Raw genomic sequence first — 14,445 nt, forward strand, 5'->3', positions numbered from 1 at the left:
GCCGGGAATATGGCGGCTTGGTTAACGCAGTGCCGCGCCTTCAGCGGTAGTCGGGGTCGAGCACCATCCGTGCCGTGGGCTCATAAATGCAGGTGCTGGCCGATGTTGCGGGCTGTTTTCCGCTCGCATCGTGAGATTTCGAGGGTTACTTGCCGGTTAGCTCCTGCAAACCTCGGCGCGACCCCGTGGATATCAGCTGGGTAGCCGCTGCAGCCTCGGCGCGAACCCGTAGATCTCGGCGCGACTCGGCGCAACCTCGTACCGAGTGGCTCATGCCCCAGTGAGCACACCTGCGAGCTGGCTCACGCCCGTCGTCGGGAAGTTTCGTCCTGGCTGTGACGTTATGGCAATCGTGAGTCATGACGAAGTTCGGAAGAACCCCCTGAAACTTTCCGCCCTCGATCTTGTGCCGGTGCGCACGGACCAGACCACCGGCTCGGCGCTCGCCGCCTCGGTGGATGTGGCACAGGCGGCCGATGCTGCCGGTTACACCCGGTATTGGGTGGCGGAGCATCACAATATGCCGGCGGTTGCGGCTACGTCGCCTCCGGTGGTGATCTCGCATCTGGCCGCGCGCACCGAACGCATCCGGGTCGGCTCGGGCGGCGTCATGCTGCCCAATCACGCCCCGCTCGCGGTTGCGGAACAGTTCGCGTTGCTCGAGGCCGCTTACCCGGACCGGATCGATCTGGGCATCGGTCGCGCACCGGGGAGTGATCCGGTGACCTCGATGGCGCTCCGAGGGCACGTGGGCCAAGGCACCGACCAGGACCCTGTGCAGAAGTTTCCCGAGTACGTCGCGGACGTGATAGCGCTGATGAGCGCGCGCGGCGTCAACGTGCCGATGCGTGGCGGATCGAACTACGTCCTGCGCGCGACGCCGAACGCGGTGTCGGAACCGAAGGTATGGCTGCTCGGCTCATCCGGCTATTCCGCGCAGCTCGCAGCGGCTAACGGGATGCCATACGTCTTCGCCCATCACTTTGCCGGCCAGGGAACCGCGGCGGCGCTGCAGGCCTACCGCAGCCAGTTCCGGCCGAGCGACCTGGCAGCGCGGCCGACGACGTTCCTGACGGTCAACGCGGTCGTCGCCGAAAGCGACGATGAGGCACGCGAACTTGCGCTTCCGCAATTGCAGGCAATGGCCAGGTTGCGCAGCGGCGAGCCACTCCAACCGCTGGCCCTCGTGCAGGACGCAGCCGACACATCGTTGCCGGCGCAGCAACTGGCGTTGATCGAAGGAATGCGACAGCACTGGATCATCGGCACGCCGTCCAATGCGGCAGGCCAGCTGCGGCAGCTCGCCAAAACCTTCGGGGTCGACGAGGTGATGGTCAATCCAGTCGCCTCGGCTCACCGCGGTGAACCGGCTGACTCCGCGGAAGCGAGGGTGCAGACTCTGCGTTTGCTCGGCAAGGAACTGCTTTAAGGCATTTTTCGGCCGGAGGGAGGGTTGAGGCTCGGTGGGAGGCTTAAAGCCGCACAATCGACTGCTAACCCTCCCAGCGCCGGTGCGGCTTGGGTCTAGCGACCCACAACCCTCCCAGCGCCGGTGCGGCCTGGGACTAACGACCCAGTTACCCGCTGAGCTACTGCGCCGCTCGTTGCGCCCGTTCAAGCTCATCGCGGCCTTCGATGATCAGCCGGCGCAGCCCAGCGGGTGCTTCCTGGTGGCCGTCCAGCCAGGACTGCGCCCGATGCGCAGCGCGGGCCTTGTCGGCTGCCCAGTGCGGAAAAAGCCCGGCGACGAGACGGCGGGAGATCTCGATGCTGCGGCTTGACCATACGGGTTCCAGCATGTCGAAGTATCGTCCGACGTAGTCCTGGATCAGATGCCACCCCGCCGGATGCACGAATCCCGAGATCGTTGCCGAAAGCAGGTCATTGCTCAGCGTGTCGTGTTCGACCGCCGCCGACCAGGCACGCGAGCGGACGATGGGCAACGGCCGGCTTGCCCGGGCGCGCACCGCATGCTGTTCACCCGAGCTGGTGCTGTCCTCGGCCCGTTCGGCCGCGATATCGTCCAGGTCCGCGTATCCGGTCGCGGTAAGCGCGGTCAGCGCCGCCCAGCGCAGCTCGGTATCGACCTTCAGCCCGGCGAGCGCCGTGGTCTCCCGGCCAGCGCCGGCGTCCGCATCGATCGGCAACCTGAGCAGCGCCTGCAGCAGCGTCCGGGAAGCTGTTATTGCAGGGGTCTCCGCACTACCGGACGTCGCACCGGTTGCCCCATAGCCGGCGCCGGATGGCACCCTGCCGGTAAGCCGGATGACGAAAAGCATGGTGTCGAGCTGCCGGTCTGATCCAGGCTGCGCGGTGGACAGCGCATCGAGAGCGCTGCAGAGCGTGTTGTCGACGGCATCGAGGTGGAACTCGCGGGGCACGAAATGATCGATTGCCTGAATCACCTGATCCTGCACGGTGGCGAGCAGACTCGGATCCGTTTCGTGCACCAGGTGCCGATCTGCCAGCTCGAGGAAGTCTCCGGCCGGAAGCACCGCGTCCCTGGTCGCGTTCCACAGGATCGACCAGATCAGGGCCCGCGGCATTGTCGCGGTCAGCCGGAACAGATGTCGTCGGACGGTGCCAAGCGATTGATCGTCGAGCCGAACCTTGGCGAACGTCAGATCGTCGTCATTGACGATGACGAGCGCGGGTCGTTTGCGGTCGCTCAGGTCGGGAATCTCGGTGTACGGCCCGGCAATATCCACCTCGGAACGGTGTGTCCGGCGAAGCTCGTTTCGAACCAGTTCGTAGAAGCCAATGGCGATCCGGTGCGGCCGCGGAGCGTCTTCGCCGGTGGTGGGGTCCACCGCTTCCTGGCGGATCACGAAAGATGTGATCACGCCGGCATCGTCGGTGGATATCTCCGGGATCAAAGTTGAGGTTCCGGCGGTCTGCAGCCAGGAGTCCGCCCATTCACGAACGTCCCGGTCACCCGCGCCGTGTTCCATCGCCTTCAGGAAGTCGACCAGCGTAGTGTTCCCGAATGCATGGTCGCGGAAATACTGCCGGGCACCGGAGAAGAAGGCCTCCCGGCCAACAAAGCTGACCAGCTGTTTGAGGACGGCGGCTCCCTTTGCGTAGGTGATGCCATCGAAATTCAGCTTCGCCGCCTCGACATCCGGAATGTCGGCGACGATCGGATGTGTCGTCGGCAGCTGGTCCTGTTTATACGCCCAGGCCTTGCGACGGTTGGCGAAGGTGACCCAGGAATTTTTCCACCTGGTGGCTTCCGCAACTGCCAGCGAACCCATGTAGTCGGCGAAGGACTCCTTGAGCCACAGGTCGTCCCACCATTGCATCGTGACCAGATCGCCGAACCACATGTGCGCCATTTCGTGCATTATCACGTTGGCCCGGCGTTCCCGATCGGCCTCGGTGGCGGTCGAATGAAAGACAAAGCTCTCGGCAAACGTCACCAGTCCCGGATTTTCCATCCCGCCGAGGTTGTATTCCGGGGCGAACAGCTGATCGTACTTGCCCCAGGGGTAGGGGTAGTCGAAAGCACCATGGAAGAACTGCATTCCAGCCTTCGTCACCTCGAAGATCTCATCTGCATCGAGGTATTTCGCCAGCGACGCGCGGACCGTGGCACCCAGTTCGATCGACAGCTGCTGGCCGTCCGACGTGGTCGACGTCCAGGTATCGGTGAAACGTGTCCACGGCCCGGCGGCGATACAGGTGATGTAGCTGGACAGGCGTTCTGTCGCCGGGAATTCCCAGGCAGCAGTGGCGTTGGTGACGCGCTGGGGCTCCGGGGCGGCCGAATTCGACAGCACCAGCCAGTCGTCGGGAGCGACGATGGTGAAGCTGAACCGGGCCTTGAGGTCAGGCTGGTCGAAATTCGCGAACACCCGGCGCGCGTCTGTCGGTTCGAACTGCGTGTATAGATAGGTCTCGCCGTCTGCCGGGTCGACGAAGCGGTGCAGGCCTTCGCCGGTGCGTGAGTAATTGGCCCGGGCGTGCACCCACAGGGAGTTCTCGCCCTGCACGATGCCGGGGATGGTGATCCGCGCTCCGTCGAAGACGGCATCCGGATCAAGCCGCTTCCCATTGAGTTCGACGACCCGTACCTCCGCCGCAATCAGGTCAATGAACGTGGTCGCGGCCTCCGTGGCGTGGAAGCGGATCGTGGTGACCGAGTCATAGCCGGTCTCTTCGGGGTCACGGCCTTCACTGAGATCGAGGGCGACGTGGTAGCTGTCGATGTCGAGGATCCGACTCCGCTCAGCGGCTTCTGCTCGGCTCAGATTTGAATTGCTCACCAAACTAGTCAAACACTTCTTTGCCGGATCGTGTGAGTTTCGTGTGCCGAAACTTGCCGGCGGCAAACTGGGATGCAATCCCGGACGGAAAGCGGCATTGCGACCGTCGGATAGGGCAGAGTAGTGCCGTGAGCACTTCGTCGACCCAGTTCTACCAGGCCTACCGGCAGGCGCTGCTGGTGCTGAAAAACCGCTGGCGGCAGGGAATCCGCAGAATCCAGGGCCGGTTCGGGCAGCTACTGCAGGCCGCGCTGGCTGCCACGTGCGCTTACGCCTTCGCCGTTTTTGTGCTGGGACACCAGTACCCATTCCTCGCGGCGGTTGCCGCCGCAGTCGGTGTCGGCGTGGTTGCCGATCTTCGGGTGCGCCGGGCGATCGAGTTCAGCATCGGCGCCGTGCTTGGAGTGACTGTTGGCGAGGTGATGGTCCACCTGCTCGGCACCGGGGTCTGGCAGATATTCGTCGTCATGATGCTTACCTTCCTGGTTGCCCAGATGCTCAACAGCGGCGCGCTGTTCACCATGCAGTTCGGCATCCAGTCGATCTACGTCGTCGTGGTGCCGGCAACTACGGGCAGTGCACCGTTCGAACGGACACAGGATGCCGTGGTCGGCGGCGTCGTCGCCCTCCTGGTGGCGGGCCTGATGCCGCGTGATCCCCGGCGTGAACCACGACGAAACGCTTCAGCGCTGTTGCGTGAGATCGCGGAGATCCTGGACGAGCTGTCGGACGCCGCCCGTCGCTCCGACCCGCATGCCGCCGAGCGGGCACTGACCCGGGGCCGGGATAGCCAAGGGCTGGTGGAGAACTGGGAGAAGTCGGCCAAGATCGCGCAGGAGGCGGCCAGGATATCGCCGGCTCAGCGACGGCATGCCGCGGAAGTCAGCCGTCTGGCCCGGGCGTGCGAGTACGCGGATCGGGCCATGCGGCTTGTCCGGGTGGTCGCCCGACGGATGCAGAGCGCGGCGGCCGAAGGCGTGCCGCGACCCAAACTGGCAGACGCCGTCAGCACAATGGCCGAAGGTGCCCGTGAGTTGAACCAGGCGTTGCTGAAGGGCAGCTCACGCGAGGAGGCGCAGCGGATCTTGAGTGAGGCAGCGGCGATCCTCGACCCCCGGAACCTGACTGTCAAGGACCTGCAGGGCGACAGCCTCGTGCTGCTGCTGCGTCCGATGGCCGTCGACCTGCTGCAGGCCGCCGGACTCACCAGCTCGGCCGCGGTCAAACGGCTTCCCGACCTCTAGCCGCGCACTCTAAGCTCGCTGTCAGCCACGTTCGGTAGGCTTGTGCCATGATTGGTCAAGCGCAATCCTGGTTGTTTCTGATCCTTGCATTCGTGCTGTTCGCCGTCGAGGTCTTCGCCCTGGTCGAAGCACTCCGGCACAGTAAGGACAGCTACGTGAGCGCGGGCAAGCGGACCAAGACGTTCTGGGCATCGATTGTGGGTGCCGCAACTTTGATCGGATTTCTCGGGTTGCCGTTCAGCGGGGTGTCGCTGCAGGTGCTTGGCATCCTGAGCATCGTCGGCTTCGTCGCTGCCGCCGTTTTCCTTGCCGATGTCCGTCCTGCGCTACGCGCCGTCGGCGGCAAGGGGCGTAGCCGGGACAGAAATCAGGGGCCGTACGGCGGCTGGTAGCCGTACAGCGCATCGACCGAGCGCTTGGTGGGCCGCCGACCGGGTGTCGAGCAGGCCGGTTAAACCGGGCCGCTCACCGCGCCGAGTGGGTATCGAGCGCCGCCTCGTACGCTATGAAGACTATGTCTGACGCCATTTTGAGCACGCCCGCGTTCGTGGAGCAGTACGGAACGGGTAAACCGGTCACCCTGTTCGCCCACGGTTTCGGTGGATCGATTCGGGACACGCGACCGTTTGGCACCGGAGTCTCCGGCACACGCGCCTTCATGCATTTTCGTGGCCATGGCGGACGGCCCGCCCCGAGTTCGCGATGGACGTACGAAGAGCTTGCGGGTGAGTTGCGCGCCGCAGCCGATGGCGTCGAAGCAACCCGGGCGCTGGGCGTCTCGATGGGAGCCGGTGCGCTGGCCCGGATGCTCGCCGACTCGCCGGATCGTTTCGAGAAGGCCGCCTTCGTGCTCCCTGCCGTGCTGGACGGCACAACCCGCAGCGCTGGGCGTACCCGGATGATGTCGCGGGTCGATCGAATGGTCGAGCTCGCGGCGCGGCATGACACCGCCGGGATCGCGCAGCAACTCGCCTTGCGGGAGCCGGAGGAAGTCCGGGCCGTGCCTGCAGCCCAAGCCTGGTTTGAGCATCAGGCCGAACTCATCGTTAACAGCGACGCGCGCTTCGGCCTGACCCTGCCGAGCGAGCGTGCGGTAGATTCCGCTGCCGCACTTGGCGCGGTACAGGCGAGGACTCTCGTCCTCACGCACGAGGATGATGAAGCGCACCCGGTCGAAGTAGCCGAGGCCTACGCTGCGGCATTGCCGAATGCAGAGCTGGTTGTGCTGCCCGCCGGATCTATTTTGTGGCTCGGACGAAGCAAAATCCGCGAAATCATCAACGGGTTCCTCAACGATTAATTCCCGACGTCTCGTCCCTCACGACTAGTTCCCCGACGATTGGATGAGTGCTCCCTGGTTGTATCCGGTCGCGTCGTTAGTGGTCGCCGCTTGCTCGCGGGATGACATGGCTGGTTCCGCCATCGACCGGTCGGCGACCTCCGACCAGGCAACTGTCAGCTCGCCGAGTCGCCACCGGGCCTTGCCGCTGACGACCTGCATCCCTTGCTCCTTGAGCGAGTGGCACATCCGAATCCAGCGTTGACGCCGTCCGTAGCCTTCCCAGGCCGCGGCTTCATACCAGGCTGCGTCAAGACGCAGAAGGAATTCGTGCACCTGATAGCCGGGAGTGTTGCGGTGAATCAGCGCCTTCGGCAGCCGCGCCGCCACATCGGAGGGTTGCGCCAGGTCGTTGACGTCGACCGAGATCGTGAACGTGCTCGGCTGCAGGTCAACCGAGATATCGGTAGCAATCGAGTGGGTTGCGGCGCCACCCGCGGCAGCTTCCGGCTTTTCGAAGGCCAGCCAGCAGCAGCGCCGTCCGAGCTCGTCACAGGTGCCCTCCACCAGGAGGCCTCCGGGCGCGAGGGATTCGTACATCCGCCGCCAGGCCGCCGATACTTCTGTCTCGCCGTACTGTCGCAGCACGTTGTAAGCCCGGATCGCCAGCGGGTGTTCGCCGCCTGGCGTGCTGATCTCGAAGCCGCCGACCGCAAAAGATAGTTGCGGCCCGGCCCAGGGTTGAGCCGACGCCACTCTGGCAGGGTCGATCTCCAGCCCAAGTACCCGGCATCGTGCGTCGACTTTCGCCAGCCGGCTTCGTAGTTCGGCAGGCGTGACGCCCGAAGAGCCGTAGCCCAGGTCCACAACGAGCGCCGACGGGCGCGAGCGGAGGCGCAATTCCAGTTGCGAAACCATCCATCGGTCGATCCGGCGAAGCCGGTTTGGATTGGTTGTGCCGCGGGTGATCGCTCCCAGCGGAGACGAGACACGGGGGAGCTTTTGCACTGGAATATTTTATTTGCCGCATCGATGGACCGGCTAACCACATTGGGCAGATGTGATCAAGTACACGCTGGTCGGCGCTTTCCCAACGCTGGCCGGCTTTCCCAACGCTGGCCGGCTTTCCCAACGCTGGCCGGCTTTCCCTACGCGCAGTCGTGATCGGCCGGCCGTCGGACGTCTCGCCTGCCTCGTCGCTCGCACCGGCACGGGCTTGCCCGAGAGCTCGCCCGGGATGCCGCGTAGGCTCGTAGTGTGCACGTCGCCATTCTGTCAATCCACACGGCCCCGCTGAATCAACCAGGATCCGGCGACGCTGGCGGGCTCAACGTCTACGTCGTCCAGCTGGCGAAACAGCTGGTGGCGTCGGGCGTCAAAGTGGAGATCTTCACCGCGGACCATGATCCCGACCATGACGACAGCTTTGAATTCCTCCCGGGGGCCTGCGTCCATCAGGTCCGACCGCCCGGCGAGGGCCCATTCGACAAGGCGACCCTCGCCATGCACACCGCCGAAATCGCCGACGCCATCGGCGCTCACCCAGCGATGCGCGGGGTCGACGTCATCCACTCACACTATTGGATTTCCGGTGTGGTCGGATTGTTGCTCGGGCTGGAACTTAGGATTCCGCTCGTGCTCACCATGCACACCCTGGCCAGGGTGAAGAACCGCGACCTGCGGGTCGATGAGGAGCCCGAGAACCGGATCAGCTGGGAGGAACGTCTCGTTGCCGAGTCGTCGTTCCTGATCGCCAACACGAGACGAGAGGCCCAGGATCTCGTAGAGCTCTACGGCGCGGATCCCAACCGGCTCGCAATAGCCACGCCGGGCGTCGATCACGAGATATTCCGGCCCGCGTCCCGAGCGGAGGCACGCACCGAGCTCGGCCTGAATGCGCGTGATCTGATCGTGCTTTTCGTCGGCCGGATTCAGTACCTCAAAGGCCCGCAGATCCTGATCGATGCCGTCGCCGAGCTGCGGGACCAGGAACCGGATCTGGCCAGCCGAGTCTCTGTTGCCATGCTGGGAGGCCGGAGCGGCGAGTCCGAGGACGGGCTGGCCGACCTGGGCAAACGTGCCGCCGAGCTGGGCCTGGCCGAGTCGGTCATTTTTTGTCCTCCGGTTCCGCCGGCAGAACTCGCTCGGTGGTACGCGGCCTCCGACGTATCGGCGGTGCCTTCGCGCAGCGAATCTTTTGGTCTGGTCGCCGCGGAAGCCGGAGCCTGCGGGCTCCCGGTGATTGCGGCGGCAGTCGGCGGCTTGAGCGAGGTGGTCGACGACGGTGTCAGCGGTGTGCTGGTCGATTCACATCAGCCAACCGCCTGGGCAAAAGCCTTGCGCCGGGTGTTAAGTGACGACGACCTGCGTGCCGAGATGGGCCGGTCCGCGTTGGAACACGTCGCGCAGTTCAGCTGGCAGGCAACGGCCGACCGCACTCTCGAGGTGTACCGATTGGCGGTGGAGCGTAATGACTGAGGCTTCCGTTGACCCGGCAGAAGCCGATGGCGTGGTCAGAGCCTGGGCTCAGGATGCCGGCATCGATATCGAATGCACGGCCGACGGCAGCATGGTTGTGCAGCTGCCGGGGGAACGCAAGCTGAAGACCACTGTCGCCGTGAAGATCGGCGACTACTCGGTACGGTTCATGGCGTTCGTTATCCGTAAGCCGGACGAACGCCATCAGGAGTTCTATCGCTGGTTGCTCGAGCGGAATGGCAGGGTGCACGGCGCAGCCTTCATGATCGATTCGCTGGGCGACGTCTTCCTCATGGCCGAATTGCCGAAAGCGGCGCTCACCGTGGACGTGTGCGATCAGTTGATGGGGGAGCTGCTCAGTCAGGCTGACGGCTCGTTCAATGAGTTGCTCACCATTGGATTCCTCTCCTCGATGCAGCGGGAGTGGGACTGGCGGATATCCCGCGGCGAGTCGACCAGGAATCTCAGCGCCTTCGAGCATTTGCTACGCCGGCCGTCGGAGAACGGTGGCGGCGAAGGGGAGTGATTGAGGGATGTCTGAAGCGGGGCCGTCGCGACGCACCTGATCGGTGATTCTCAGCCGCCGGTCGAACCAGTCGGACCCATGGCGGGTCTACTGCTTGACCGGGTGTCGGAGCGGCGTGGAAGAATTGAGGCCATGACTGAAGCGCCGTACACCCTCATCCTGCTCCGCCATGGCGAGAGCGACTGGAACCAGAAGAACCTCTTCACCGGATGGGTCGACGTACCCCTGACCGAAAAGGGAAAGGCCGAGGGCGCCCGGGCGGGCCAGCTGCTGGCCGAGAACGACCTGCTGCCGGATGTCGTCCACACCTCGCGGATGCAGCGGGCGATCGCCACGGCGAACCTGGCCCTCGACGTCGCGGACCGGTCCTGGATCGACGTCAAGCGGTCTTGGCGGTTGAACGAGCGGCATTACGGCGCCCTGCAGGGAAAGAACAAGAAGGAGACGCTGGATGAGTTCGGCGAGGAGCAGTTCATGCTCTGGCGTCGCTCCTACGACACCCCGCCGCCGCCCCTCGATGACGCCGACGAGTTCTCGCAGGTCAGTGACCCGCGGTACCAGAACCTGTTCGAGGCGCTCCCGCGCACCGAGTGCCTGAAGGACGTAGTTGTGCGGATGCTGCCGTACTGGTTCGATTCAATCGTCCCGGACCTGCTGCTCGGCCGCACGGTTCTGGTCACAGCCCACGGCAACTCGCTGCGCGCCCTGGTCAAGCATCTGGACGACATCAGCGACGCCGACATCACCGGGCTGAACATCCCGACCGGGATCCCATTGCTCTACCAACTCGACGCCGAGCTGAAGCCGCTGGCCGCGAGCCGCTACCTCGATCCGGAAGCCGCGGAAGCGGCGATCGGCCAGGTCGCTAACCAGGGCCGCTGAGCAGCGCCGGCGACGTCGGTTGCCCCAGGCGCTTGCGATCGACCGCACCGCAAGCGGCTGGATGCCGTGCCGCAAGCGCCTGGCCAGCCCTGACCGCCTTGGCCGGGTTACCAGTCGCCGGTCAGTAGGTACTCGACCTTCTTCGATACCGACACAGCGTGGTCGCCGAAGCGCTCGTAGTACCGGCTGGCCAGGGCGACATCGATAGCGCTTTCGCCGCTACCGTCCCAGTTCGCCGCGACGGCCTGGAAGACTGACCGGTGCAGGTCGTCGAGTTTCTCGTCGACCTCGTTAATCGCCGGCACCTGATCGAGGCCCCGGCTTTCCAGAAGTTCGATCGTGGCATCGGCGATCTTCTCGGCGTATTGGCCCATCTCGACGAAGATCGGCCGCACCTGCTCAGGGATGGCATGTTCCGGGTAGCGGATCCGAACAAGTTGGGCCACGTGCCTGGCGAGGTCACCCATTCGTTCGACCGAGGCCGACATCCGCAGGGCCGCGACGACGTTTCTCAGGTCGCCGGCCACCGGGGCCTGGCGTGCAAGGACATTGATCGCTAGCTCGTCGAGTTCCTGCTGCAGTTCGTCGATCCGGACGTCTTCTTCGATGACCCGCTCGGCAAGTTGAAGGTCGACCTGGTTCAAAGCCTGATTGGCATTTCCTATGGCCGACCGGACCAGAGTTGCCATCTGGGTAAGCAGATCGGCGATCTGCTGAAGATCCTGGCGAAACACTTCGCGCACTTGGTATTTCCTCTCGTAGCGATGCGTGCATGTTGCGCACACCGTTCCACAGTTCCAGCCAAGAGTAAACAACTGACGACCGGCGGATGAATTTCGGCTGAAGAAACGAAACCAATCCTCAGGTTCGGTGCTTCGCCTGATCCGGATGCATCTAGGCTAAATGACGTGGACGTTGTTCTTGCTGCCATTCTCTCAGGTGTGCTGGGCCTGGCCATCGGCATCGCCGGTGTATTGGCATACCGGCTCAGTGAGCGTGCCCGGCAAAGCGAGGACCTGCATTCCGAACACGAACTGCCGGAAGGGCTCAGCGAAGTCCTGGCCGTGCTGCCGTCAGCGGCAATTGTGGTTGACGCTGGCGATGATGTGGTCAAGGCCAGCCCGACCGCATACACCTTCGGGCTGGTTCGGGGGCACGCCCTCGCTTCCGAGAAGCTGCTCGACCTGGTTGGACGGGTCCGCCAGCGCGGCCTGATCGAAGAGCTGGATTTTGAACACGCACGCGGTCCGGCATCGAAGTCCGTCCGCCTGTTGCACGCCCGAATAGCTCCGGTCGGGCCGCGTTACGTGCTTGTGCTCTGTGATGATCACACCGAAGCACGGAGGGTCGAAGACATCAGGCGAGATTTCGTCGCCAACGTTTCACACGAGCTGAAAACGCCGATCGGCGCCATCTCGCTCCTGGCCGAAGCTGTGTCTGACGCCTCGGATGACGCAGAAGCGGTCAAGCGCTTCGGCGAGCGGATGCAGCGCGAATCGCGGCGGCTCAGCTCGCTGGTCAAGGAAATCATCGACCTGTCCCGGGTGCAGGATGACGACACCCCGGACAACCGGGAACTCATTCCGATCGGCTCGATCCTGCACGAGGCAGTCGACCGCTCGCGGTTCGCCGCCGAAACCAAGCGAATCCGGTTATCGCTTGCCGAGTCGGATGAATGGTATGTCTCGGGAAACTTCGAGCTCCTGGTCACCGCGGTACGGAATCTTGTAGAGAACGCGATCAACTACTCCAACGCGGATACCCATGTCGGAATAGGCGTCCGGCAGGAGGGGGAGATGGTCGCGATCGCCGTCACGGATCAGGGCATCGGCTTGAGCAAGGAAGCCGCGGCCCGCGTCTTTGAGCGGTTCTACCGGGTCGATCCGGCCAGGTCGCGGCAAACCGGCGGCACCGGCCTCGGCCTGAGCATCGTGAAGCACATCATTGCCAACCATGGCGGCGAGGTACGGGTCTGGAGCCAGCCTGACCACGGGTCGACCTTCACCCTCGTGCTCCCGATCGGCGAAGCGGTACACGATGACCCTGCCGAAGATGACCAAGCCGAAAATGACCCGGCTGATGACGACCCGGTTGACACGCCGCACGATCCCACCGCCGAACCGATTGACCACTGACTCCCCGCTACCCAAGGCTCTGGTTCCAAAGGGCTCCATCGATAGAAAGAAAGAAACAACGTGACGCGAATTCTTCTGGTTGAGGACGAGGACTCGTTCTCAGACCCGCTGTCCTACCTGCTAGGCAAGGAGGGGTACGAGGTCGCCATTGCCGACGACGGGTTGAAGGCTATGGCGGAGTTCGATCGCAATGGAGCAGACCTCGTCCTGCTTGATCTCATGTTGCCGGGCGCTTCGGGCACCGAAGTCTGCAGGACCCTGCGGGCGAAATCGTCGGTCCCGATCATCATGCTGACCGCAAAGGATACCGAGATCGATAAGGTGGTCGGGCTGGAACTCGGCGCCGATGACTATGTCACGAAGCCGTACTCCTCGCGGGAGTTGCTGGCCAGGGTACGTGCGGTGCTCCGGCGGAATTTCGAGCCCGACGATCTGCGCACCGAGGCGGTTCTGGAAGCCGGAGGCGTGCGGATCGATGTTGAGCGGCACGTTGCAAGTGTCCGCGGCGAGGATCTGCCGCTACCGCTGAAGGAGTTCGAGCTGCTGGAGATCCTGGTCCGGAATGCGGGTCGGGTAATGACCCGTGGGCAGCTCATCGACCGGATCTGGGGCCAGGACTACGTCGGCGACACCAAGACCCTCGACGTGCATATCAAGCGGCTTCGGGCCAAGGTCGAGGTGGATTCCTCCGACCCTCAACTGCTGGTTACGGTTCGCGGTCTCGGCTACAAGTTCGAACCCTGAGCAGCGCTGCAGCAGGAACGCGAACGCCGTGCGGCCGGCAGAGGTTTGCGGCGGCTAACTCACCGGTAACCCGAGCGGTCTCAGTATGCGGACTGAATCGGGGCGGCAGGACGTCCTAGACCCTGCAAACGTCGGGGCGATGCTCGACGTCAGCCGTGAGAGCCTGCGGCCACCGTCATCGCGATGTCCGGGTTCCGTACGCTAAATCGCCGGCGGACCTGACGGAACCCGGACTTCGCGATCCTGGACTTAGTGCGAGCCGGATGTAGCTTCTGCTGAGGACTCGTCGGTCGGCTCGTCGCTGGCCCCGCTAGTCGGCTCATCGGTGGAGGCCGACGTCGGCTCGTCGCTGGCCTCGGTGGTTGGCTCCTCCGTCGGAGTGGGCGACGCGGTCGGCAGATACGGCGCGTACTGGCTGAGGGCGCCGTTGAACACCGGGATCCGCTCGTCCTTGGTGTCCGATCCGGAGGTGAAGCTGGCGTCCTGGAGTGCGCCGGGCCCGGCCTCCAGCTGATCGACCTGGGCTTCCTCGTCGGCATCGGGGTTCACCTCCAGCTGCGACTCGGCCGGAACATCGAAGCTCAGGTCCTGGCCGGAGATCTCGATGCTGAGACTCTGTTCGATACTGCTGTCGTTCACGGCGACGAGCAGCAGGTTTGCGGGAGAACCGACTTCCTTGCCGACCAGCATGATGTTGCGCAACTCAAGCTCGCCGACGTCGAGGCTTATGCCGTCTCCGCCCGCGTACTCGTTGGTTGTCGCCTGTTCGTTGATGAGTGCCGAGCATCCTGCGGCGGGGATCAATAACAAGGCTGCGGTGGCAGCCTGCAACACTCGGGTAAGCCGACTCACGTCTGGTGCTCTCCTTGACTGGCGGAGGGAATTCTGGGCG

The 14,445-nt window shown here is 64.2% G+C and carries 13 protein-coding genes; 9 read left to right on the top strand and 4 right to left on the bottom strand.

From position 1 onward, the window contains the following. The first annotated feature begins 352 nt into the window (after positions 1 to 352). Positions 353 to 1,429, top strand: a complete 1,077-nt coding sequence (locus LWF01_RS01840) for an LLM class flavin-dependent oxidoreductase (RefSeq protein WP_349639335.1) — start codon at positions 353 to 355, stop codon at positions 1,427 to 1,429. 160 nt (positions 1,430 to 1,589) lie between these two features. Here the strand turns inward: LWF01_RS01840 and pepN are convergent, their stop codons facing one another. Then, the gene (gene pepN, locus LWF01_RS01845) at positions 1,590 to 4,265 is read right to left on the bottom strand and encodes an aminopeptidase N (protein WP_349639336.1); all 2,676 of its coding nucleotides are present in this window, start codon (positions 4,263 to 4,265) and stop codon (positions 1,590 to 1,592) included. A gap of 128 nt (positions 4,266 to 4,393) precedes the next feature. On the opposite strand from pepN, the gene LWF01_RS01850 reads away from it, so the two are divergent. From LWF01_RS01850 to LWF01_RS01860, 3 genes are all read left to right on the top strand, one after another. Continuing rightward, on the top strand, positions 4,394 to 5,509 hold the full coding sequence (locus tag LWF01_RS01850) for an FUSC family protein (protein WP_349639337.1): 1,116 nt from the start codon (positions 4,394 to 4,396) through the stop codon (positions 5,507 to 5,509). Positions 5,510 to 5,556: 47 nt separating this feature from the next. Next, positions 5,557 to 5,901, top strand: a complete 345-nt coding sequence (locus tag LWF01_RS01855; protein ID WP_349639338.1) for a DUF2516 family protein — start codon at positions 5,557 to 5,559, stop codon at positions 5,899 to 5,901. Positions 5,902 to 6,023: 122 nt separating this feature from the next. After that, positions 6,024 to 6,809, top strand: a complete 786-nt coding sequence (locus tag LWF01_RS01860) for an alpha/beta fold hydrolase (RefSeq protein ID WP_349639339.1) — start codon at positions 6,024 to 6,026, stop codon at positions 6,807 to 6,809. A gap of 24 nt (positions 6,810 to 6,833) precedes the next feature. Here the strand turns inward: LWF01_RS01860 and LWF01_RS01865 are convergent, their stop codons facing one another. Continuing rightward, positions 6,834 to 7,796 carry a class I SAM-dependent methyltransferase gene (locus LWF01_RS01865; RefSeq protein ID WP_349639340.1) on the bottom strand — a complete coding sequence of 321 codons (963 nt, stop codon included), beginning with the start codon at positions 7,794 to 7,796 and terminating at the stop codon, positions 6,834 to 6,836. Between the two features lie 249 nt (positions 7,797 to 8,045). Between LWF01_RS01865 and LWF01_RS01870 the strand changes: the two genes are divergently transcribed. The 3 genes from LWF01_RS01870 to LWF01_RS01880 all read left to right on the top strand — a co-directional run bounded on the left by LWF01_RS01870 (position 8,046) and on the right by LWF01_RS01880 (position 10,674). Then, on the top strand, positions 8,046 to 9,266 hold the full coding sequence (locus LWF01_RS01870) for a glycosyltransferase (RefSeq protein ID WP_349639341.1): 1,221 nt from the start codon (positions 8,046 to 8,048) through the stop codon (positions 9,264 to 9,266). Further along, a complete protein-coding gene (locus LWF01_RS01875; protein ID WP_349639342.1) occupies positions 9,259 to 9,792 on the top strand; it encodes a type III secretion system chaperone family protein in 534 nt (177 codons plus the stop codon). The genes LWF01_RS01870 and LWF01_RS01875 overlap by 8 nt, the downstream gene beginning before the upstream one ends. A gap of 132 nt (positions 9,793 to 9,924) precedes the next feature. Further along, positions 9,925 to 10,674 carry a phosphoglyceromutase gene (locus LWF01_RS01880; protein ID WP_349639343.1) on the top strand — a complete coding sequence of 250 codons (750 nt, stop codon included), beginning with the start codon at positions 9,925 to 9,927 and terminating at the stop codon, positions 10,672 to 10,674. Between the two features lie 107 nt (positions 10,675 to 10,781). On the opposite strand, the gene phoU is transcribed toward LWF01_RS01880, so the two are convergent. Next, a complete protein-coding gene (gene phoU, locus LWF01_RS01885) occupies positions 10,782 to 11,417 on the bottom strand; it encodes a phosphate signaling complex protein PhoU (RefSeq protein WP_349639344.1) in 636 nt (211 codons plus the stop codon). A 165-nt stretch (positions 11,418 to 11,582) separates the two neighbouring features. Here phoU and LWF01_RS01890 point away from each other — a divergent pair, with 165 nt between their 5' ends. Next, on the top strand, positions 11,583 to 12,809 hold the full coding sequence (locus LWF01_RS01890) for a sensor histidine kinase (protein WP_349639345.1): 1,227 nt from the start codon (positions 11,583 to 11,585) through the stop codon (positions 12,807 to 12,809). Between the two features lie 60 nt (positions 12,810 to 12,869). Next, entirely contained in the window at positions 12,870 to 13,553 is a 684-nt protein-coding gene (locus tag LWF01_RS01895; protein WP_349639346.1) for a response regulator transcription factor, read from the top strand. A 249-nt stretch (positions 13,554 to 13,802) separates the two neighbouring features. On the opposite strand, the gene LWF01_RS01900 is transcribed toward LWF01_RS01895, so the two are convergent. Then, positions 13,803 to 14,405: a hypothetical protein gene (locus LWF01_RS01900; protein ID WP_349639347.1), complete on the bottom strand. Its 603-nt coding sequence runs from the start codon at positions 14,403 to 14,405 to the stop codon at positions 13,803 to 13,805. Between the last annotated feature and the right edge of the window lie 40 nt (positions 14,406 to 14,445).

The organism is Saxibacter everestensis (genome assembly GCF_025787225.1).
GTDB classification, from domain to species: Bacteria; Actinomycetota; Actinomycetes; order Actinomycetales; family Brevibacteriaceae; genus Saxibacter; species Saxibacter everestensis.

What these genes read in the sequence shown, in the direction of transcription:
- LWF01_RS01860 (WP_349639339.1), top strand. Translation starts at nt 6,024, where the DNA reads ATGTCTGACGCCATTTTGAGCACGCCCGCGTTCGTGGAGCAGTACGGA.
- LWF01_RS01855 (WP_349639338.1), top strand. Translation starts at nt 5,557, where the DNA reads ATGATTGGTCAAGCGCAATCCTGGTTGTTTCTGATCCTTGCATTCGTG.
- LWF01_RS01875 (WP_349639342.1), top strand. Translation starts at nt 9,259, where the DNA reads ATGACTGAGGCTTCCGTTGACCCGGCAGAAGCCGATGGCGTGGTCAGA.
- LWF01_RS01880 (WP_349639343.1), top strand. Translation starts at nt 9,925, where the DNA reads ATGACTGAAGCGCCGTACACCCTCATCCTGCTCCGCCATGGCGAGAGC.